This is a genomic window from Methanosarcina spelaei, from assembly GCF_002287235.1.
GTDB lineage: Archaea > Halobacteriota > Methanosarcinia > Methanosarcinales > Methanosarcinaceae > Methanosarcina > Methanosarcina spelaei.
Map to the genome: position 1 here is coordinate 1 of NZ_LMVP01000513.1, position 20,273 is coordinate 20,273.

Genomic DNA, 20,273 nt, shown 5'->3' on the forward strand with positions numbered 1-20,273 from the left:
GCAGCAGTTCAAAGAATGCTCTATTACCTAATCAGGATTATCAACCATTTTAAGAGTTGTTCCTGGATGACCTTCTTGACCTCCAGGGTTCTTTTCGCTCTTTTTACGGAGACTCTTGGGATTAGGTTTTCCTTTGACAAAAAAATCAGTAGAAGGAGGTTTACTGCTGTTTCTGCTATTTTGATTTAAGCGAGATTCTAAAACTTGCAATTTTTCACTAAGCTGTTTTATTTGAGATTCAAGACTCTCAATGTAAGTTGCAATAACTTCAGGGTTTGAAGTACACAGAGCAAGAATCTCTTCACGTTTCATCAAAGATAGAAATAACTCATTGTAAATCCAATTTTTCCTCGAAAAGAGGAAAAATTGTGTAGCCCTAAAAAGGCTACCTGAATAGTAACAAAATAGTTTAAAAAAATAGTTTAAAAATAATTTACTTAAAAAATAAACGATGTACATTAAAAGATGATCTCAGCACATATCAGATACTTACTTACAATAACATCTATTTTTGATTTTACTTGTGTTCTATTTAAAACCTACTGGTAATTTGACTCTCAATTTCAGAATAAGTTTTTGCATATTCGTCTTGTAACGTAGTGTATTCTTTGAGGGCCATTTCGAGCTCTAATCTTATTAATTTAGATTTAGCTTTTTTTATCAAATCTTTATCCATTGCTATTTTATCAAAATTTCCAATGTCAGTAGAAAACTTTTTTATTTCACTCTTTGGTAAAAATTTGCCTTCTTTTGCTTCCTTCAAAAGGTTTCTTTTATTTCCTTTTGTAGTATTTGCTTTACTTACTATCTCTTCAATTTTTGCTATGTTTGATCTAAGTTTACTGATTTCTTCTGATATCTTAGTATCTTCCGATATCTTAGTATCTTCCGATATCTTAGTATCTTCCGATATCTTAGTATCTTCCGATATCTTAGTATCTTCCGATATCTTAGTGTCTTCTGATATCTTAGTATCTTCCGATATCTTAGTATCTTCTGATATCTTAGTTTTTTCTTTCATTTTATCCCTCTTAACATCTGTTTTGCCATTTTATGAATTTTATTTAAAACATTTTACTTTAATGTACCATAGTTATGAAGATTTCTAAGACCTTTATCTACAATTTCTTCATATTATATGACTAAACTATCAGTTATTTTTCTAAAAGGTAAACGTCACAAAACCAATGTAATCTAAATTTTCATCTATCGGTCAAAAGTACCTGCGTTACATGTTTAGTTTAATTAATTATATTGATTGAATTTACAGATACTTATGTGCTATAAAACTCATTCAACTATAGCCAAAAGGTAAGTCAGTAGAGGTTTCACCGAATCAAAGTACCTGCCTATCCCACAAACAACTATCTCCCACACAGATACTCTGTATTCAATGTTGCAAATGCTATTACTACCTAGTGTCGAGTCAAACACAAAATGTCGTATAAAATCGAGTGCAGTTATTAGGAATCATTGAATCCTTGACAATTGACTTGACACTAGTGACAGTACAATCACAAATAAATAGCAAAAACCTCTAAGCCATTTCTAAAAACAGTTTTTATTACTGGCGTTGTTACACTACGCTTTACCTCCATAAGATCACTTCCATATAGTTTAGATACTTATTTGAAATGAAATAAACAGATATTAAAAATGACAACTTCCAGTTGTTAGATCCTTAAATAAAGAGGGACATCTCATTTTTAATTGTATAAGGAGTTCTTTGTCCATTTTTGCATTTCGAAGTGTTTTAACTTTAGATAACTGACCAATTGTTAAATAATAAGTTCCTAGTAGATCAGCTTCCTCCAAGTCAGCCATTGTGAAGTTTGTTCCTGCAAGGTTAGCTCCTGCAAGGCTTGCCATAAAAAGATAAGTTCCCTCAAGATTGGCTCCTTTTAGCTGATTCTTTACTAATTTGGCTCCCTCAAGGTGAACGTATGTTAATTTAGCTTCTCTAATTTGAACTATTGGGAGAAAAGTTCCTCTTAAGTTAGCTTTTGTGAGGTTGGCTCCATCTAGATTAGCCATCTCAAGGTGAGCTTCTTTAAGGTCAGGCTCTTCGAGGCTAGCTTCTTTAAGATTAACTCCCATAAGGTCAGCTCTCACAAGATTAGCTTTTTTAAATATCATTTTTTCAAAATTAGACTCTCTGAGGTTAGCCTGGCTAATTTTAACCTCTTTAAGAATTGTCATTTGACAATCTGTCCTCCTCTACTCTTAAAATTAAATAAGCCCACAGTCTATTTTGTGATCTAAAAGTTTAACAATATTGGTTTAAAACTTTAAAAATAATAGAGGAAATATACGTTACACTATATAGAACTTTTGGAATAGTACGAATGTGTACTATAGTTAAAGAATTTTCTTGCCTGAAAGCTATCGATTTTGTACTGGAAGCAGGTCTTAAATTTTGACCTATTTACAGGAAATCGATACCTTGTCCCAGCTTGTAATTTATTAAAATATTTGACAAATGTTAAGGAAATTGACGCAATTGTCACAATTCCTCACTTAACCGAAAACGCATGGAAAGGTATTACTTGTTTTTCTTGCCTTTCGTACTGTTTTTCTTAACTTCTTCCTTGGTGACCTTGCTGCGTGCAGCCAGAGTTTTTGGATCGGCAGCAGTCTTCGCTTCGGCCCTTGTGACGGCTTTATCCTTCAGACCACCATCCTCGTGTTCAAGTTCCTCCTTAGCTACAAGCAAAGCTTGTTTCTGCTCCTCACTGACAGTAGGATAGGCTAAGTTGAGACTCTTCATCGTGTTATAGAGTACAGCCGCCACAGCCAGCCTGGTGAACCACTTATGATCGGCTGGCACGATGTACCAGGGAGCCCACTCAGTACTTGTGTGATTGAACATGTCTTCGTAGGCTGCCATATAATCGTCCCAAAAAGCCCGCTCTTTCATATCGGCTGCGGAGAACTTCCAGTTCTTTTCCGGCTCCAATGTCCGCTCCAGGAAACGCTCCTTTTGTGTCTCTTTAGACACATACAGGAAGAGCTTTACTACAATGATGCCGTTGTCAACCAGGTATTTCTCGAAGTTATTGATCTCCTCGAAGCGCCGATTCCAGATATTTTTGTCTTTCAGCGATGGGGGAAGCTTCTGGCCAGCAAGGAACTCGGGGTGCACGCGTACGGCAAGGACCTCTTCATAGTAAGAACGGTTAAAAATTCCAATGCGACCACGAGCAGGCAGGGCTTTGAAGTTACGCCACAGATAATCGTGATCAAGCTCCTCACCTGAGGGGACCTTGAAACTGTGAACATCGACCCCCTGTGGATTGACGCCTGACATTACATGCTTGATGGTACTGTCCTTGCCTGCTGCATCGAGAGCTTGAAGAATTATTAGTAGTGCATATTGATCTTGAGCCCAGAGCTTGTCCTGCATCTCGGCCAGAATCTGGATGCCTTCGGTCAGGGCCTCTTTAGCCTCTTCCTTTTTCACCCATTTACCGGTGAAGTCTGGATCGTAGTCCTTTTTCAGGTTGATCTTCTTGCCGGAAGGAACCCTCAGGACGTCCAGCAATTCTTCTATTCTGTTTGCCATAATTTAACTCCCTGTATTATTCCCTGTATTTAATGTTCAAGACTTATTAAACTTACAAAAGTTATCCAGATATGTTTGAGTAATGGGACTCATAGCATCGACTGTGCTGTCAATGTGGCCCGTATGATAGATGAGTGATTTTCCAAAATTTAGATAGCTATGACCTTAAGTTATTCCATAGGAGTTATATACTCGACGTATGGAGCCAAAAACAGATATAGTAAGTATCATAATTTGAGTTTACATTAAATATTTAACGATTTAATGCTACTGTTTTTCAGTTCAAATGGATAAGTCTTGTCCCAATTATAGAACCAAGTTTAATTTTAAACATGCTATAGGCATTATGATTTAATACAATTTGAACTCGTAAGGACTGCAGACAAACACAAATTTATAGAAAAATATATTGTGAACTCAAAACCCCTTTATTTCCAGTGGAATTCTGTGATTTTTCTTTCTTCAATATACTTCTTCATTTTTATTGATATATCAATTAGATTTATATGGTTTAACTAAAAAATAGTAGTGTCCAGGATCATTGATTTATTCTGAAAAGTAAGTCTTCCATGGTTTTGAGAAAAAATAGAGCGACTCTGTTACTTCTACTTTTCAATAGCCCACATCCATTATCTAATTTTTGAGTTTTTCTTTTTAAGAGTATAACTAAATACAAAACATAGTGTATTTATTAATCATTTTTTACATTACGTACATATAAACTAAATAGAGTAGCTATATATAGAGCTCAGTAGATTTCAATTTCAAGTAAAGTTAGAATAGAATGAGCAAGACAGAAGAGTTAGATATCATAAAAATGCACATCTTTTAGGTATCCACTTCTCAGGGGTATTTTATATGTCTGAAATTGCAAACTCTATGCCTAAATAAATCGGTCTCTGGATATTGTAATCACCGGTGGTGACCAGACAGAGAGTGAGCTTGTAATTGTGAAAAGCCTTCTTACTAAGATACTGAAAATTTTTACTGTAAAACTGAAAATTCAACAGGATTGCTAAATGTTCAAAAGGGTTTAAATATCAGATTTTGGATAGTGAGTGAATAAAATTGCGAGATAAACTCTAGCAGGTTATCTTCATGAACTCACAATCAAAATAGTTAAAAACGGATTCTTTTTAGGTGACATGGTGTCATATCGAAAGTTTGTAAGAGACGTTGGCCTTATCGGGACAGTTCAGGTATTTACTAGCCTGGGAACTTTCTTCCTACTTCCGATAATCACAAAAACCCTTGGAACATATGATTATGGACTTTGGGCCCAGATCAATATTATTGTATCTCTCGTTTCTTCAGTTGCACTTATGGGTCTTTCCATGGGGTTTGTCAGGTTTTTATCTTCTGAAACTGACAGAAAGATGATAAGAGAAGCTTTATATTCTATTCTCTTCTTTGTGGCGATCTCCGGCTTTCTGGCCTCTTCGTTAGTTTATATATTTGCAGAGCCTCTCGCAACCGTTGTTTTTAAGGATCCTGAAGCGACTTATTTTATCCAGGCAGGTTCCGCTTTGATCCTCCTGACTGTAGTCGAATCAATATCTCTTTATTATTTCAGAGTCTTCAGGCAGATTAAAAAATATTCTTACTTTACTCTCCTCGAAACATTTGGAAAGTTGTTTTTTATCCTGGTCCTTATTAAATTGGGGTACGGACTTTTAGGTGTGATAATCGCAACTCTGCTTGTACAGAGTTTCATTTTTTTAATTTCTCTTGTGACAATCGTATTGCAGATAGGATTTACTATTCCCAGGTTTACTCACATAAAAGAGTACCTGCAATTCTCATTCCCTTTAACTCCCAGTGCTCTTGTAACGTGGGTCACAGCATCCAGTGACAGATTTTTGGTAACTTATTTTATGGGTCTTGGGAGCGCAGGTATATATTCAGCAGCTTATTCCATTGGAACTCTCATCCAGCTTCTTGTAACTCCTCTTCAGGTTATTCTTCTCCCGGAGCTTTCAAAGTTATTTGATGAGGATAAACTTGATCAGGTAAAGATCTACTTATCGAATTCATTGAGATATTTCCTTATTATTACCGTTCCAGCTGTTTTTGGCCTTTCTGCTCTTGCAAAGCCTCTTCTCGGAATTTTTACGACTCCAGACTTCCTTTCAGGCTGGCTTGTAATTCCAATTGTTGCACTTTCAGGTCTTTTAGCAGGAGTTTTCCAAATCTTTGTCAATATAATGTTTCTTGTAAAAGAAACAAAATCTGCTACTTACATTAATATCATTGCTGCAGTTTCGAATGTATTACTCAACCTGTTGCTCATACCTTCTATTGGCTTTATCGGAGCAGCACTATCAACCCTGATCTCTTATTTTTTAATGATTGTACTCTGTATCTACGTATCTAGGAAGCATTTTGTGTTTGACTATTATTATTATGACATCGCAAAAAGTGTCTTCTCCTCTTTTGGGATGTATCTGTTTGTTTCTCACTTTGTTATTTCAAATGTCTATGAACTTTTTGGAGTAGCAGCATTGGGAGCATTTATCTATATCTCTTTAATGCTTATTATCGGTGGTTTCAGCAAATGCGAACTTTCTGCGGTGATAAAATATACTCCCCCAAGAGTGTAATTAAAAGTAGGACTGCGTCTTGATTCATTTTCAACTTTAAATCTTTTTATCTTTTCTATAATTAACTCGTTTTCCATTAACTCGTTTTCCATTAACTCGTTTTCCATTAACTCGTTTTCCATTAACTCGTTTTCCATTAACTCGTTTTCCATTAACTCGTTTTCCATTAACTCGTTTTCCAGAAGGATGACGAATTTAAAGAATGGACGAATGAAAAATGATAAAGTTAAGAAATGAATGATATGTGGTGAATGAAGACTCAGTACCAAAATCTAGTGATGGATGTAAAATTCAAAATCACTAGATTTTGTAAATGGTCACCATCCGTGTAATACAACTTAATGATTCAAGTCTTTAGATAGCGAATATTGATTTTGATAAAAACTGGATTCTTCTTGCTAATTCAGATTTTCTATCAAAAATGCAAAAATCACTGGATTTTGGAACAGAGTCTGAATGAATGACAAATGATAAAATTAAGGAGTAAATAAAGGACGAATGAAAAATGATAAAGTTAAGAAATAAACGATATGTGGTGAATGAATGACAAATGATAAAATTAAGGAGTAAATGAAGAACGAATGAAAAATTAATTCAGAATAACTTCGTTCTTTTTTGTTAACCCCACATATCGGGCAATTTTCGGATTTATTAATCTTCAGTTCACTGAAAGAGCATGAAAGCCCGTCCCATAACAAAAGGCGATTTTCCAGCAGCTCTCCCTGCCCTGCCAGATACTTAATCGCTTCATTAGCCTGGATAGCTCCTATTACTCCTGGAGTAGTTCCAAGCACCGGAAATACTTCTTTCTTAAAGGAAGTTGGATAAATACAGCAAAGGCATGGCGTCTTTTCCGGAATTACTGTTGTTGCCTGGCCTCTGTATCCTGAGACTGCTCCATGAACCAGGGGTATATTCCGTTTCACTGCAAGTCTGTTCAGCACGTGCCTTGTATCAAAATTGTCAAGAGCATCTATTATAATATCACATGGGGGAACAATTGAGTCTGCGTTTTCATCCGTAATTTTTTCCCTGATTGTCTCGACCTTTATCTCTGGATTTAGGGAAAGGAGTTTTTCTTCTGCAGATTTAATCTTTTCTATCCCAACATCCTTTTCATGATGAAGAAATTGCCTGTTGAGGTTGCTAAGTTCTACAGAATCAAAGTCTGCAAGTACTATTTTCCCAACACCTGCAACTGCAAGGTAAGTGGAAATAGGAGATCCAAACCCTCCTGCTCCGACAACAAGCGCTGTTGCTTTTTTTAGTTTTTCCTGACCTTCTTCCCCAAAAAGCATTATCTGCCTGATATATTTCTCTGCTGTATATTTTTCCATTTATATGCTTCGGGATTTCAATGTCCTATAGTTTCCAGGAATCGACCATAGGAACCAAGATTATTCATCCCACGTCTCAAGTCCTCTTTTCTTTAGATAATCATTAATTGCCTCATGAATTGCTTCTTCTGCAAGCATTGAACAGTGCATTTTTATCGGAGGAAGTCCGTCAAGAGCTTCTGCAACGGCTTTGTTTGAAAGTTTCCAGGCCTCTTCCAGGGTTTTTCCCTTAATCATTTCAGTTGCCATACTGCTTGATGCAATTGCAGCTCCGCACCCGAAGGTTTGAAACTTAACGTCTGCAATCCGATTATTCTCAACTTTGAGGTAGATTTTCATTATATCTCCGCACTTCGCATTTCCAACCTCTCCTACACCGTCACTGTTCTCAATACTCCCCATATTTCTCGGGTTTGAAAAATGATCCATTACTTTAAGGCTGTAGTCCATTAGCTGTCCTCCAGTGATATTTTCCAATCATATCTCAGTTTTTATATCTCAGTTTTCGGTTACTCAAAAATATTCAAAACTTTTAAACGACTTCAGTTAATCCAATATCGTAAAGTTGCCGCTCAACTGGTCCTGTATTCTTTAGGGGTAAGTGGGGACATATTTCTCAATTTCTGTACGATCTCAGGCACAGCTTCAAGTACCCTGTCCACATCTTGTTCTGAATTCATCCTTCCGAGGCTAAGCCTTAGTGACCCGTGAACGATTTCGTGCGGGACTCCGCAAGCTGTAAGCACATGTGAAGGTTCAAGAGAAAAAGAGTTACATGCACTCCCGGTAGACGCAAAAATTCCTTTTGCGTTCAGTAACAGCAAAAGCGATTCACCCTCTATGTATTCAAACGTAATATTTACGTTATTTGCAAGCCTCTTTGTGGGATGTCCATTAAGGTGAGCTTTCGGGATTTTCAGAAGACCTTTAACAAGGCGCCCTCTTAGTTCGAGCAGGGTTTTATTCGATTCTTCAATTTCGGCTGTTGCAAGCTCTATAGCTTTTCCAAGGCCCACAATAGCAGGGACATTTTCGGTTCCGGCCCTGCGCTTCCTTTCCTGAGCCCCGCCGTGCAGAAAAGTGTCTATTTTTGTCCCTTTTTGAATGTAGAGAGCTCCACAGCCTTTTGGACCTTCGAATTTATGACCTGAGAGCGAAAGAAGGTCAATATTCATCTTATTGACATCGATAGGAACGTGGCCTATTGCCTGCACTGCATCCGTATGAAAATAGATCCGGCTCTCTTTAGCGATTTTTCCGATTTCCTCTACAGGTTGAATTGTCCCTATTTCGTTGTTCGCAAGCATTATGGAAATAAGGATGGTATCGTCTCGAATAGCTTTTTTCACTTCCTCAGGGGATACAATTCCGTATTTGTCTACAGGCAGGTATGTTACCTCAAAGCCCTGTCCTTCCAGCCAGGCACAGGTATGCAGGACTGCATGGTGTTCGATAGAAGAGGTGATTATGTGTTTTCCTTTACTCCGGTTTGCAAAGGCTATTCCCTTGATTGCCCAGTTATCGGATTCCGTGCCTCCTGATGTGAAATAGATCTCGTTTTCTTCAGACCCGAGAGCATCGGCAACCTTTTTTCTTGCTTTGTCTATTGCATGTTTTGAGATTTTTCCGATCTCATAAATAGAAGAAGGGTTTCCGAAATTCTCAGTCATGTAAGGAAGCATCTCTTCGACAACTTCTTTTCTTACAGGAGTTGTAGCTGAGTTGTCCATGTAAATGGTCTTTTTTTCAGTGGTCACACTCACACCTTCACAATTGTGAATAAGCAATAACAATTGTGAATATATAAGTTTTATCGTAAGATACCAGGAAAAAATTACAGATATACAGGAGGAGTCCAGGAATATTTTCAGAAACTCTTTTGAATCGTTTCAGAAACTCTTTTGAATCGTTTCAGAAACTCTTTTGAATCGTTTCAGAAACTCTTTTGAATCGTTTCAGAAACTTTTTTAATTGTTAAAGATCAAGCCATTTTCTCAAAGTTTACTTCTTAGAGAGCTGTCTGAGGATCTCATTATTGTTTTTTCCAATGATAATAATTTATATGTACACCAGATATATTCGTTTTCAATTGTGAAATTTCAAAAATTGTAATATATTAATAAGTGATGGTAATTATGGAAACTCCGTGTCAGAAGATTGTGTGGGATCTGGTCCCCGCAATAAGGGCCAGTCTTGCAATCGAACTCGTAAAAAGAGGACAGTCACAGGCAGCGTCTGCAAAGTTGCTGGGGATTGCCCCATCGGCAGTTTCCCAGTATATTTCGGGAAAAAGAGGATACAGAATCGAGTTTCAGGGCGAAACTAAAGAATTGATCGAAAAGCTTGCTCAGGATCTGATTGAGAACAGAGTTAATGACTTTGTAGCAAGAATTTGTGAGATCTGTGTAAGTGCCAGAGGAATTGAAAATAAGTGCAACAACGGTTGTAGTTAGGAAGAACATACAGAGGATAAGATAGTAGGTAAAGCAGTAGGTAAAGCAGTAGGTAAAGCAGTAGGTAAAGCAGTAGGTAAAGCAGTAGATAAAACTTGAAGGTAAAGTTGAAGATAAAGAAAAATCTGAAGTATAAAGACGGACTTTATCAATTCATTTACTACTTTTCAGTCCTTTTATTGTTTTTCCAATTCCTTAATGTTTTTTCATTTCTTCACTATTTTTACACCCTGCTGTCGTATTCTTTTCATTCTTATGTACGTTTTTAGTAAAGAAACTTCTCGATAACTATATTAAACATAAAATTAATTCACAATTGTGAATTTCCTGTAGATTATCTATGTGTTTCCGTGTCTTGCTGATATTACAAGTCATCAGATCAACTATAATCAGGCCTGAAAAAGTTTGAGTGTAAAAACACGCACTATTGACAGCCTGTAGTATAACTGAGTTAATATGATCTAATTAATATATTCTTATTAATATAATCTAATCAAATTAAAATACGTGGAACCTGAAAAAAGTAAGTTGCAGGAGACGGTAAAAGTATGGGGCAAATATATTCCGATATAACCTGGACAATTGGTAATACACCTCTTGTCAGGTTAAACCATATAACAGAAGGTCTGCATGCGGATGTGTTAGCTAAAGTAGAGTCCTTTAATCCTATGGGAAGTGTGAAGGACAGAATAGGGCTGGCAATGGTTGAAAAAGCCGAACTTGAAGGAAAAATCAAAAAAGGTACTACTGTTATTGAAGCAACGAGCGGCAATACCGGCATCGGACTTGCATGCGTCTGTGCTGCCCGTGGTTATAAGCTCATACTGGTTATGCCTGAAACAATGACGGTAGAAAGAAGAAAACTGTTAAAAGCGCTTGGAGCGGAACTTGTCCTGACCTCTGGAACGGAAGGAATGAAAGGAGCAGTCAATAAAGCCGAGCAGATGGCTGCTGACGACCCTGAACTTTACTTTATAACCCAGCAATTCCAGAATCCTGCAAACCCTGAAATTCACAGACGGACAACGGCCGAAGAAATCTGGAGAGACACGGACGGCAAAGCAGATGTCATTGTAGCAGGCGTGGGGACAGGCGGAACTATCACAGGTTTTGCCAGTGTCATCAAAAAACGGAAACCTGCGTTTAAAGCGATTGCAGTCGAACCTGCCGAGTCTCCTGTGCTCAGCGGTGGAAGCCCGGGCCCACACAGGATTCAAGGTATCGGTGCCGGTTTCGTTCCTGATGTACTCCGGCTTGACCTTGTAGATGAAGTGATCAAAGTAACCGGAGACAATGCTGCTGCAACATCCAGGCGCCTTGCAAAGGAAGAAGGCATCCTTGCAGGCATATCTTCAGGCGCTGCTACCTATGCTGCTCTGCAAGTTGCAGCCAGGGAAGAAATGAGTGGAAAGACGATTGTTGTAATTTTGCCGGACACGGGAGAACGTTATCTGAGCACTGACCTCTTTGACTGACTTGTCAGCGAACTTTTGACTGATTTGTCAGTGAATTTTTGACTGATTTGTCAGTGAATTTTTGACTGATTTGTCAGCAACTGTCCGAACTGCCTGACTGTTTACCAGTAACTGTCCGACTGTTTACCAGCAACTGCCTGACTGATTTGTCAGTAACTGTCTAACTGGTTTATTAGCAACTGACTGACTGCTTACCAGCAATTGTTTGACTGATTTATCTAAAAACTAGCTGACCGATTTATTTGACAATTAATCCGGAAGGTTTCGAATGGGAATCAGGGAAGATATCAGGACCGTTTTTAAAAAAGACCCTGCAGCAAGGTCTACGCTTGAGGTGATCTGCTGCTATCCAGGCCTGCATGCTATCTGGGTACATCGGATATCTCATTCGCTCTGGGAGAGACACTTTTATTTTCTGGCCCGTCTCCTCTCTCACATTTCCAGGATGTTGACAGGTATTGAAATCCATCCGGGGGCAAAGCTTGGAAGGAGAGTTTTCATAGACCACGGGTCCGGAGTGGTAATAGGAGAAACTGCTGAGGTAGGTGATGACGTTCTTATATATATGGGAGTTGTGCTAGGCGGGACAGCTCTTGAAAAGGTAAAGCGTCATCCTACTATTGAAAATGACGTGGTTATCGGTTCAGGAGCAGCCGTACTTGGACCGATTACTGTCGGAAGAGGCGCCAAAATAGGCGCAGGCTCGGTTGTCATCCGGTCGGTCCCAGCCGGAGCTACGGTTGTGGGGGTTCCTGCAAGGATTGCAGAGCCACATACGCCTGCTTCCGTAGGGCAACTAGACCACGATAAGCTTCCTGATCCCGGACTTATTGTGATAAGCCAGATACTTGACCGGCTGAGCAGGCTAGAAGACAAGTTTCAGGCACATGAAGAGTTAGTTTCCGAACATGAGGAAATTCCACAAGGAACAGCTCTTAAAGATGAGAAAATTTATTCCCTGCTAAAAGACGTGATCGACCCAGGTGTAGGGATGGATATTGTCGAACTGGGCCTGGTCAAGGAAATAATAGTCGACGGCCCAAATGTAGATGTAAATCTTGTATTAACAACAACCGCCTGCCCTATGATCGAGTACTTTAAGGAACAGATCCGGCGAAAAGTCCTGAGTGCGGAAGGGGTAGAAAAGGTTAATGTCAATATCCTTGATGAGCCCTGGAGCTGGGACCGAAACAAAAAAAAGGTCGTTCATTAAAAGCAAAAGGACGCTAAAAACTGTTTTAACTCACTTTGGATTTTTAAGATCAGGACTTAGAGGAAAGCTCACTAGGTAATCCAAAGGATAGACCTGGACTCCTGCCTGGACTGAAGCAAAATGATCTATACTTTCTATTTTCGAAAACCAAAAAGGAAAATTTTTAAACATCAACCTGATATGATTTTACGGTGTTTGGCATTTGGTTGACCAGGAGAAAATTCACAATCAATGTCTAAGCGATGATTGTCTTTATTCGCGGAATTCTAAAACGCCATATAAAAATCAAATGACTGATAACACGAAAATCAAAAACAGTGATGCTTAAATAACCGAGTTTTTAGATAGGATCGTCTTCATATCAGTGTCGGACATTGGGTTTCTCTGAATTCGATAGAACCACTTTATTAATTAAAATCGGAAAACTTATCTATCTAAAAAAGTTTTATAATATAAGAGCATAATGGAATTTCCAAAACTTGACATTAATAGACCTGAAAGTTTAATTTTATTCTGTGTGTTTATAGTATCTGCCATTACTATTTATATACGAGATACTACAGTCTCAGAATACTTATATTTTTACCTATGTAATATAAGCTTGCTACTATTGATATTAGCTGTGATTTCATTTACTTCCTTTATATTTAGAGTATACACAAATTCTATTCCTAGATATTTTTTAATATTTATTTCAATTTATACTATATTAACGAGTATTTATTGGTATCTGGATTTATCCTTATTTGAAGATGCAATTATGTATATCAGTAGTATATGGTTTTTTATTATTATTTCGGCACTTCTTGGATTTGTAATGATTGAATTAGGTATAGCTATATCAACCTACCATGGAGATTCAAAGTTTATAATAAAACTTCAAGAAATTCAATATTCCATTATTGGTCCACCAGATCGCTATCGTTCGTTAACATGCTGGAATCTCGAAGATGAAGAAATAAAAGGTCTAAAATTCTTTGTGAGTATTCTTATTTTGATATCTTTGTCTCTTAGCGTTGTATATTTACCTTCTACATTGTCTTCTTTATCACCTCGTTTATATGATATTTATGCAATAGATGGCAATATAAAAACCGAAATGAATGATGAATACTCAGCAGGTAGGAATTTCTATGTCCCGGTTGAAGTTGAAGGACTAAATACTGGTTTATCAGTAATCCTTTCAAAATACGAATATGATTACGGGACATTTAAAGAGATTTCATCTTTAACCTTAAAACCTAATGAGTCAATGATTAGAGAAAATAATATTTTATCTGGTGAAGTTAGCAGTTCTGGGGAATACATGATTGTTGTGAATACAACGTCTATAAATACAGGAGATTATGAATTAAAATTTAAGAATCTACAAAACGTGAGTTCAAGCAGTGTTTTCTCTTTAATGCCAGAATAAAAAACCTAAACCTTGTGCAAGGTTGTCCTGCAGCGCAGCACAAAAACTAGGAAATAGTAACGGTATTGATGCTCATGGAAAAAATAACTCGTGATATTAATGGAGAATACATATCCTCCCGTTCAGTGGTATATGTGGGTGAAAAGTCTTGTATTAAGTCATTAACCCCACTCTCTGGCTCCCATCTAAGATGTGCTTGCCTCTGTGCAAATAAATGTAAAGAGATTGAGCAAGAGTTTATAGATGGAAATACTACCCAAAAAGAAAGTGATCTGTTTCAAGAAGATATGGCATATTCCATTGGTGCGATAATGGCTAGCGTTGCATTCTTAGAATCCACTATAAATGAATTTTTTCAAGAATTTTTTTATAAATTCGATAATTTAACTATAAATAAATCATACTGGATGGATTTAAAAACTAAATGGGATGAGGATGCTGGAAAAATACAAAAAATGAAAAAGACACTTGCGGACAAGTATGGATATTCTAATAAAGAAATTGGTGATCAAAGTGAATTAATTACAAAGTATGAAATTGCACATCAAATATTATTTAATAAACAATTGGATAAAAGTTGTGACGCTTGTGTTGATTTTGAAAATCTTATTCATTTGCGCAATCAGTTAGTACACTTTAAACTAAAATGGCAAACCACACATCCAGAAGAAGAAGACCTATATATAATGAGACTACGCTTTGAAAATAAATTTAAGAAAAATGTATTCATGGAAAAATCAGGTAATTGTTATTTTCCAGATAAGTGCCTTGGTGCAGGGTGCGCTGAATGGTCTATATTTGTCTCAACGAAGTTCTTAAATCTATTTTCAAATACTATTTCTAAATCTGGTATTGATCTATTGAAACCACATATTAACAGAATAATTCAGGAATACTCCTTCTCGAAAACATAATAATACAGATTATTTAGCCGGAGTATATTAATTTTTAATATAAAAATATATAGCGATCAGATGAGCATCTTCCCTTGAAGAACCTGCAAAAGCAGGGAAAAAAGTAATCATATAAAGACAGTTAAGCCGCCTCTAATACTTTTTAATTTTCCAGATGATATTCTGGGTTTCGAAAATTTTTCTCATTTCTGTCTTCTTGCATAGATAACTACTATTAGCATCATTACAACTGCCCAGAGAGGGCTTACGAAAGGAACTTTGTCAATATAGACGGTTGTATTCTCAGTCATGTTTTTATCTATGTTTTCTTTTTCCATTTCATCTAATAGCTGCGGGTTTGATGTTGACTTTCAAAAAGACACTGTGTCAATTTTTCTGCAAAATCATAGATCTCAAAAAGTTGGTAGTTTAAGAATACAGTATTGAAAAAATGGAATTATACTCTATACAAAAAATAAACTCTGAATTTATAGCAAATTAGAGATACTGCCCCTGAATGTAAAAACGGCTTTAACCTAACTCCCTTATACCATCCAACTCCACAATTCCAGAATCTGGGCCGCTCGATATTTAAACATTAAAAACAAAAAAGCGTTCCGGAATTTATCTCATAAAACGCTCACTCTGTATCCTGTACAGGATGTATATTCATGCCTGTCCTTTGTTCTAAAGAATTCATTTCTCCCATACAATGGTGATCTTTTGTCTACAAAAATTAACCGTGAAAGTTTTATCCGGTCTATCGCAGACCTTTTAAGAAAAGCGGAAATCGAGCTTCCTGACGATGTAGTGAATGCGCTCAGGAAAGCTGAGGCTGCAGAAGAAAATCAGGTTGCAAAATCCCAGCTTCAGGCAATCCTGAAAAACCTTGAAATTGCAAAAAAATACAGGGTTCCCATGTGCCAGGACACTGGCATCATGATCTTTTTTGCAGAAATCGGGAGCGAATTTCAGCCGGGTTTTGACCTTGAGGCTGCAATAAGAGAAGCAGTGGCCCTTGCAACAGCCGAAATTCCTCTTCGGCCGAACGCAGTCGATCCCCTGACCCGAAAGAACAGCGGAAACAATTTAGGGGTTGGAATTCCTGATATCCACTGGAAAATTGTTCCCGGAAACCAGTTAAAGATCACGGCTGCTCCTAAAGGTGCAGGTTCGGAAAATATGAGTGCATTGCGTATGTTTAACCCTACTGAAACCGGAAGCATCAAAAACTTCGTGCTCGAAACCGTAGTGAATGCCGGAGGAATGCCCTGTCCTCCTCTGACCATAGGAGTCGGTATAGGGGGTTCTTTTGATGCGGCAGCCAGGCTTGCAAAAGAAGCCCTGCTTGAGCCTCTTGACGCTCCGATGGAAGGACTTGAAAGAGAGATCTTTGAGGCTGTAAACGCCCTTGGAATAGGCTGTATGGGGCTTGGCGGCAGCACAACTGCTCTTGCAGTACGCGTGAAAACTGCTCACTGCCACACTGCGTCCCTTCCGGTTGCAGTAAATATCCAGTGCTGGGCGAATCGACATGCTTCGGTTGTGTTTGGAGGGGATGAATAATGGAATATCACCTGAAAACTCCGCTGAAAAAAGAAGATATCGAGAAACTCAGTGCAGGAGATATTGTTTATCTCTCAGGAGAGATCCTGACCGCCAGGGACGAGGCTCATGCCAGAATTCTTGAGATGGGGGAAAAGAAAGAAGAACTTCCTTTTTCCATGGAAGGTGCTGTAATCTACCACTGCGGCCCTCTGATGAAGCAAACCGAAAACGGCTGGAAAGTAGTGTCTGCCGGCCCCACAACCAGCGGCAGGATGTCAAAAATGACCCCTCCTTTCCTGAAAGCGCATCAAGTCCGGGCAATCATAGGAAAAGGCGGGATGAAAGACGTAGCTGATGCCTTGAAGAACAGATCCGTCTACCTTGCTTATACAGGCGGGTGTGCAGCTCTTGCTGCAGAGTTAATCAAGGAAGTAAAAGCTGTCCACTGGCTTGATCTTGGAATGCCTGAAGCTGTCTGGGTGCTCAGAGTGGAAGAATTCGGGCCGCTTATTGTAGGGATTGACACAAAAGGAAAGGACATTTTTGCCGAGATAAGGGAAAAAGCTCAAAAACAGCTTGAAAAGCAGGGATAAGTTCCTAAAAGGCTTGAAAAACAGGACAAGTATTAAAAGGCTTGAGAAACAGAACAAATTATTAAAAGACTTTAGAAACAGAATAAATTATCAAAAGGCTTGAAAAGTAGTGGTAAGTCTAGTATTTTTTCATTCGCTGGCAGCAGGGATTGAGGTGACAGAAACATATCACCTGGTCTTTGCCTCAATCTCGAATAGGCTGCCGGATAGCAGGTTCAGGGAGAAGGTTTGCAGAATTTTAAGATATTTCGGAGCCATGTTTTTACTTATAATCATTTTCAAGCTGCCTTAAGGCTTTTACAAGAGACTCCATTTTTCTGACAATGATTTTCCCGAGCAGGGAAAGCTCATATATCTTTTTCTCCTGAATCACGATCCCATTTTCTTTTAGTTTTTTAAGCTGGGGGAGAATCGCAACCGAGTTTGTATCAAGCTCATTATTAATCTCTTCAACTGTTCGGGGCTTTTCTTTGAGTAGAAGAAGAAGATCGGTTCTTTTTTCGGAAGACAAAAGAATTGTGATCAGGTTAGATCTCATTATTCCTACTGCAAAAACTGTGGATATATACTTTTTCATTCTCAATATTGTTATAATTATTGTTATTGTTACTGTTATTGTTATTGTTACTGTTATTGTTACTGTTACTGTTACTGTTATTGTTACTGTTATTATTGTTATTATTGTTATTTCCTGACAAAAGGACTTAAGAGTTTTAATTGACAGAAATATTCTGTCTTTTAATATATTTACCATGGAACTGGATAAACAGGTCTTTACCTCGAATAAAGCAGATCAAAAAGAGAGTAAAATGTATTTCAAGCTTACATCATTCTGTTTCCATACAGGAAGCCCAGAAATTAAAGAAGGAGCAGGAAGGCGTAAATTTTTTTCATTACCTAAGAATATACTTAAGAATAATATATCTGCCACCTGCATCTTCGCTCGTTAATCTGTTCTAAATGCCCCCCTTACACCCGGCAGCATTATATAGATTAGAACAAGGGCATTCACAATAACTGACAAATTTACATCATACCATGTACCTCCTGTGACCAGTACCACAAAATCGATGCACAGATTGAATATCGTAATAACAGCCAGAAATATCCAGGCTTGATGGTCTATCTGCCAGAGCATTTGAGCCAGCCATACCCATATGTAGGCAAGCAGGCCGTAAAGTAATGCATACCAGAGACTGAAAATACGGCCTTCAATTACCCCTAAAAAAGGCAAAAAGCCGAGAAATCGAAGCATTACAATAGCGTTTAAAAATGCCAGAACAATAGCTACAAAGGCCAGTATAGTGACACCAATAGGTCTTTCCATACTCAAATTTCTCCTTCCTGTCCTGTGATAGCCTGTGTCAGGTTCTCATTCTTAGTCCCCAGATAAGTGACCCGATTCACCCGATAATAAGGAAAAAGCCGAATATCCATGGCAAAAATAGGGCTCCCACCAGAGAATTGGTTAGAAGAAGCAGACCTAAAATTACGGTAAGGATACCAATGATTCCTATTCCCCCTCCTCCTCCTTTAAGCGCCAGGGCAATTTTCACTATCCCATTGATAATAGCCCATACTCCTATGAAAATAACAAATAGTGTAAGGACTATGAAAGGACTGTAGATTGGGTACGTTATTATAACAACTCCTGCAATAATACTCAGGATACCCGAAAGCAATTTCCATACCCTATTCCCCGAAAATATAAACGCTCCTATGACAGAAAGAATTCCTTCTGCTAGCCAGAAAATACCAAGAATCTGTACAAGAAAGATAGTGGTTGCTGCAGGCCTGTATAAGAGGAATAAGCCTACAAGGATAGCAATGATCCCTTCCAGAAGAACTACCCACCAGGGCACCTGCAGTATTTCATACTCAATATTATAATCAGATTCAATTGATTGTCCAGTAATATCAGCTGGTTGTTCCATATAGTCCATCTCCCCCAACATTTATGCTTCAACCATACTTTCTGTGGCCAGAATATAAATGCAAACAGAGATAAGGAGGTATCGTTTATCCTGATAGAGACTTTCACGTTTCTGGATGACCTATTTGCACTTAGGAACAGCCAGAGTTGAAGAGAACGTAACCTTCTCCCTCAGCACACTTGACCACAGACAAAGTAGTAGTATATTAATTATATACAAGTTATTAAATATAAATAAACTTATTATTAATTTTTAAAAAACTTTTTAGTTAAAAATAAAAGTTTGATAACAATATAGACTCAGTACCAAAATCCAGTGATGAATGTAAAATTCAAAATCACAGATTCTGTAATTTGTCACAATCCTTGTGATACAACTTAATGATTGACGCCGTTAGATATCGAATATTGATTTGATGAAAACCGAATTTTCTTGTTAATTCAGATTTCAATCAAAAATGCAAAAATCAATGGATTTTGAATCAGAATCACAATATACGAAAAAATAAATAAAAGATAAAACAGGTAAACAAAGAAGCAAGCAAACAAGAAAGCAAGTAAATAAGAAAGCAGGTAAATAAGGAAGCAGGTAAATAAGGAAGCTGTTTAAATAGGATCCCATCATCCAGAGGATAAGTAATGAATCCAACAGATCAACGGGATATTCCCCTTTATATATACCATGCCGGGCAGTGTGACCCGAAAAAGTGCACCGGAAGAAAATTGGCTCGCTTTGACCTTGCTCGTCTTTATGACAGGATATCAAGGCTGCCAAGTTTAGCAATCCTTCTTGACCCTACTGCAGAAAAAGCTCTCTCTCCCGCCGACAATTACAAAAAAGGGATCATCGTACTCGATTGTTCCTGGGAAGAAGTAGAAAGGGTTTTTCCCGAACTTACTAAATTAAACCTTGAGCACAGGGCCCTTCCTTATTTGCTTGCAGGCAATCCTGTTAATTTCGGAAGGCCCTTCAAACTCAATTCAGCTGAAGCTTTTGCAGCAGCTCTATACATTCTGGGGCACAAAGAACAGGCTGAAAAAGTCCTTTCCAAGTTTAATTGGGGGCACAGCTTTCTTGAACTCAATCAGGAACCTCTTGAAGAGTATGCAACCGCAAAGAACAGTACTGAGATCGTGGAAATGCAGAGTCACTACTTCTAATTCTCTGTTTTCCATTAGCTCTGACTATTCGTTTTCCATTAGCTCTGACTATTCGTTTTCCATTAGCTCTGACTATTACTGTCCATAATCT

19 protein-coding genes and 1 pseudogene are annotated in these 20,273 nt (G+C 37.9%); 9 read left to right on the top strand and 11 right to left on the bottom strand.

Annotation, left to right across the window (positions count from 1 at the left end):
- Nucleotides 1-30: 30 nt before the first annotated feature.
- The 4 genes and pseudogenes from ASJ81_RS17350 to ASJ81_RS17365 all read right to left on the bottom strand — a co-directional run.
- Nucleotides 31-315: pseudogene (locus ASJ81_RS17350) on the bottom strand (DUF6444 domain-containing protein); the annotation flags it as partial.
- A 217-nt stretch (nucleotides 316-532) separates the two neighbouring features.
- The gene (locus ASJ81_RS17355) at nucleotides 533-1,021 is read right to left on the bottom strand and encodes a hypothetical protein (RefSeq protein ID WP_095645442.1); all 489 of its coding nucleotides are present in this window, start codon (nucleotides 1,019-1,021) and stop codon (nucleotides 533-535) included.
- Nucleotides 1,022-1,650: 629 nt separating this feature from the next.
- A complete protein-coding gene (locus ASJ81_RS17360) occupies nucleotides 1,651-2,199 on the bottom strand; it encodes a pentapeptide repeat-containing protein (protein ID WP_095645443.1) in 549 nt (182 codons plus the stop codon).
- 343 nt (nucleotides 2,200-2,542) lie between these two features.
- Nucleotides 2,543-3,562 (bottom strand): polyphosphate kinase 2 family protein, encoded by a 1,020-nt coding sequence (locus tag ASJ81_RS17365; RefSeq protein WP_095645444.1) that lies wholly within the window; start codon nucleotides 3,560-3,562, stop codon nucleotides 2,543-2,545.
- A 1,145-nt stretch (nucleotides 3,563-4,707) separates the two neighbouring features.
- Here ASJ81_RS17365 and ASJ81_RS17370 point away from each other — a divergent pair.
- Complete coding sequence (locus ASJ81_RS17370; protein WP_095645445.1) at nucleotides 4,708-6,162, top strand: flippase; 1,455 nt, start codon at nucleotides 4,708-4,710, stop codon at nucleotides 6,160-6,162.
- A gap of 476 nt (nucleotides 6,163-6,638) precedes the next feature.
- Here ASJ81_RS17370 and ASJ81_RS17375 read toward each other — a convergent pair whose 3' ends face one another.
- The 3 genes from ASJ81_RS17375 to nifS all read right to left on the bottom strand — a co-directional run bounded on the left by ASJ81_RS17375 (nucleotide 6,639) and on the right by nifS (nucleotide 9,229).
- Complete coding sequence (locus ASJ81_RS17375) at nucleotides 6,639-7,499, bottom strand: HesA/MoeB/ThiF family protein (protein WP_095645446.1); 861 nt, start codon at nucleotides 7,497-7,499, stop codon at nucleotides 6,639-6,641.
- 60 nt (nucleotides 7,500-7,559) lie between these two features.
- Nucleotides 7,560-7,949, bottom strand: coding sequence for a Fe-S cluster assembly scaffold protein NifU (gene nifU / locus ASJ81_RS17380; protein ID WP_095645447.1), 390 nt, complete (start codon nucleotides 7,947-7,949; stop codon nucleotides 7,560-7,562).
- 122 nt (nucleotides 7,950-8,071) lie between these two features.
- On the bottom strand, nucleotides 8,072-9,229 hold the full coding sequence (nifS, locus tag ASJ81_RS17385) for a cysteine desulfurase NifS (RefSeq protein ID WP_095645463.1): 1,158 nt from the start codon (nucleotides 9,227-9,229) through the stop codon (nucleotides 8,072-8,074).
- A gap of 405 nt (nucleotides 9,230-9,634) precedes the next feature.
- On the opposite strand from nifS, the gene ASJ81_RS17390 reads away from it, so the two are divergent.
- The 5 genes from ASJ81_RS17390 (at nucleotide 9,635) to ASJ81_RS17410 (ending at nucleotide 14,968) form a co-directional block, all read left to right on the top strand.
- Nucleotides 9,635-9,952: a transcriptional regulator gene (locus ASJ81_RS17390; protein WP_095645448.1), complete on the top strand. Its 318-nt coding sequence runs from the start codon at nucleotides 9,635-9,637 to the stop codon at nucleotides 9,950-9,952.
- 548 nt (nucleotides 9,953-10,500) lie between these two features.
- Complete coding sequence (gene cysK / locus ASJ81_RS17395; protein WP_095645449.1) at nucleotides 10,501-11,427, top strand: cysteine synthase A; 927 nt, start codon at nucleotides 10,501-10,503, stop codon at nucleotides 11,425-11,427.
- A 268-nt stretch (nucleotides 11,428-11,695) separates the two neighbouring features.
- A complete protein-coding gene (gene cysE / locus ASJ81_RS17400) occupies nucleotides 11,696-12,640 on the top strand; it encodes a serine O-acetyltransferase (protein WP_095645450.1) in 945 nt (314 codons plus the stop codon).
- Between the two features lie 817 nt (nucleotides 12,641-13,457).
- Nucleotides 13,458-14,054, top strand: a complete 597-nt coding sequence (locus ASJ81_RS22950) for a hypothetical protein (protein ID WP_170943376.1) — start codon at nucleotides 13,458-13,460, stop codon at nucleotides 14,052-14,054.
- Nucleotides 14,055-14,128: 74 nt separating this feature from the next.
- Complete coding sequence (locus tag ASJ81_RS17410; protein WP_141241795.1) at nucleotides 14,129-14,968, top strand: hypothetical protein; 840 nt, start codon at nucleotides 14,129-14,131, stop codon at nucleotides 14,966-14,968.
- 182 nt (nucleotides 14,969-15,150) lie between these two features.
- Here ASJ81_RS17410 and ASJ81_RS24305 read toward each other — a convergent pair whose 3' ends face one another.
- Nucleotides 15,151-15,285, bottom strand: coding sequence for a hypothetical protein (locus ASJ81_RS24305; RefSeq protein ID WP_275112580.1), 135 nt, complete (start codon nucleotides 15,283-15,285; stop codon nucleotides 15,151-15,153).
- Nucleotides 15,286-15,670: 385 nt separating this feature from the next.
- On the opposite strand from ASJ81_RS24305, the gene ASJ81_RS17415 reads away from it, so the two are divergent.
- A complete protein-coding gene (locus ASJ81_RS17415; RefSeq protein WP_095645453.1) occupies nucleotides 15,671-16,513 on the top strand; it encodes a fumarate hydratase in 843 nt (280 codons plus the stop codon).
- On the top strand, nucleotides 16,513-17,088 hold the full coding sequence (locus ASJ81_RS17420) for a FumA C-terminus/TtdB family hydratase beta subunit (RefSeq protein WP_095645454.1): 576 nt from the start codon (nucleotides 16,513-16,515) through the stop codon (nucleotides 17,086-17,088). The genes ASJ81_RS17415 and ASJ81_RS17420 overlap by 1 nt, the downstream gene beginning before the upstream one ends.
- Nucleotides 17,089-17,350: 262 nt before the next feature.
- Here ASJ81_RS17420 and ASJ81_RS17425 read toward each other — a convergent pair whose 3' ends face one another.
- The 3 genes from ASJ81_RS17425 to ASJ81_RS17440 form a co-directional block, all read right to left on the bottom strand.
- Complete coding sequence (locus ASJ81_RS17425) at nucleotides 17,351-17,626, bottom strand: ArsR family transcriptional regulator (protein ID WP_245860252.1); 276 nt, start codon at nucleotides 17,624-17,626, stop codon at nucleotides 17,351-17,353.
- A gap of 408 nt (nucleotides 17,627-18,034) precedes the next feature.
- Nucleotides 18,035-18,415 (bottom strand): hypothetical protein, encoded by a 381-nt coding sequence (locus ASJ81_RS17435; protein WP_095645457.1) that lies wholly within the window; start codon nucleotides 18,413-18,415, stop codon nucleotides 18,035-18,037.
- Between the two features lie 76 nt (nucleotides 18,416-18,491).
- The gene (locus ASJ81_RS17440) at nucleotides 18,492-19,022 is read right to left on the bottom strand and encodes an HdeD family acid-resistance protein (protein WP_095645458.1); all 531 of its coding nucleotides are present in this window, start codon (nucleotides 19,020-19,022) and stop codon (nucleotides 18,492-18,494) included.
- 638 nt (nucleotides 19,023-19,660) lie between these two features.
- Here ASJ81_RS17440 and ASJ81_RS17445 point away from each other — a divergent pair.
- Nucleotides 19,661-20,182, top strand: a complete 522-nt coding sequence (locus ASJ81_RS17445) for a DUF367 family protein (protein WP_095645459.1) — start codon at nucleotides 19,661-19,663, stop codon at nucleotides 20,180-20,182.
- Nucleotides 20,183-20,273 lie beyond the last annotated feature (91 nt).

Excerpts from the sequence above, each read along its gene's own strand:
- ASJ81_RS17375 (WP_095645446.1), bottom strand. The coding sequence starts at position 7,499 with ATGGAAAAATATACAGCAGAGAAATATATCAGGCAGATAATGCTTTTT.
- ASJ81_RS17440 (WP_095645458.1), bottom strand. The coding sequence starts at position 19,022 with ATGGAACAACCAGCTGATATTACTGGACAATCAATTGAATCTGATTAT.
- ASJ81_RS17355 (WP_095645442.1), bottom strand. The coding sequence starts at position 1,021 with ATGAAAGAAAAAACTAAGATATCAGAAGATACTAAGATATCGGAAGAT.
- cysE (WP_095645450.1), top strand. The coding sequence starts at position 11,696 with ATGGGAATCAGGGAAGATATCAGGACCGTTTTTAAAAAAGACCCTGCA.
- ASJ81_RS17435 (WP_095645457.1), bottom strand. The coding sequence starts at position 18,415 with ATGGAAAGACCTATTGGTGTCACTATACTGGCCTTTGTAGCTATTGTT.
- nifS (WP_095645463.1), bottom strand. The coding sequence starts at position 9,229 with ATGGACAACTCAGCTACAACTCCTGTAAGAAAAGAAGTTGTCGAAGAG.
- ASJ81_RS17370 (WP_095645445.1), top strand. The coding sequence starts at position 4,708 with ATGGTGTCATATCGAAAGTTTGTAAGAGACGTTGGCCTTATCGGGACA.
- ASJ81_RS17420 (WP_095645454.1), top strand. The coding sequence starts at position 16,513 with ATGGAATATCACCTGAAAACTCCGCTGAAAAAAGAAGATATCGAGAAA.
- ASJ81_RS22950 (WP_170943376.1), top strand. The coding sequence starts at position 13,458 with ATGATTGAATTAGGTATAGCTATATCAACCTACCATGGAGATTCAAAG.
- ASJ81_RS17390 (WP_095645448.1), top strand. The coding sequence starts at position 9,635 with ATGGAAACTCCGTGTCAGAAGATTGTGTGGGATCTGGTCCCCGCAATA.
- ASJ81_RS24305 (WP_275112580.1), bottom strand. The coding sequence starts at position 15,285 with ATGGAAAAAGAAAACATAGATAAAAACATGACTGAGAATACAACCGTC.
- ASJ81_RS17445 (WP_095645459.1), top strand. The coding sequence starts at position 19,661 with ATGAATCCAACAGATCAACGGGATATTCCCCTTTATATATACCATGCC.
- ASJ81_RS17410 (WP_141241795.1), top strand. The coding sequence starts at position 14,129 with ATGGAAAAAATAACTCGTGATATTAATGGAGAATACATATCCTCCCGT.
- ASJ81_RS17360 (WP_095645443.1), bottom strand. The coding sequence starts at position 2,199 with ATGACAATTCTTAAAGAGGTTAAAATTAGCCAGGCTAACCTCAGAGAG.
- ASJ81_RS17425 (WP_245860252.1), bottom strand. The coding sequence starts at position 17,626 with ATGAGATCTAACCTGATCACAATTCTTTTGTCTTCCGAAAAAAGAACC.
- cysK (WP_095645449.1), top strand. The coding sequence starts at position 10,501 with ATGGGGCAAATATATTCCGATATAACCTGGACAATTGGTAATACACCT.
- ASJ81_RS17365 (WP_095645444.1), bottom strand. The coding sequence starts at position 3,562 with ATGGCAAACAGAATAGAAGAATTGCTGGACGTCCTGAGGGTTCCTTCC.
- nifU (WP_095645447.1), bottom strand. The coding sequence starts at position 7,949 with ATGGACTACAGCCTTAAAGTAATGGATCATTTTTCAAACCCGAGAAAT.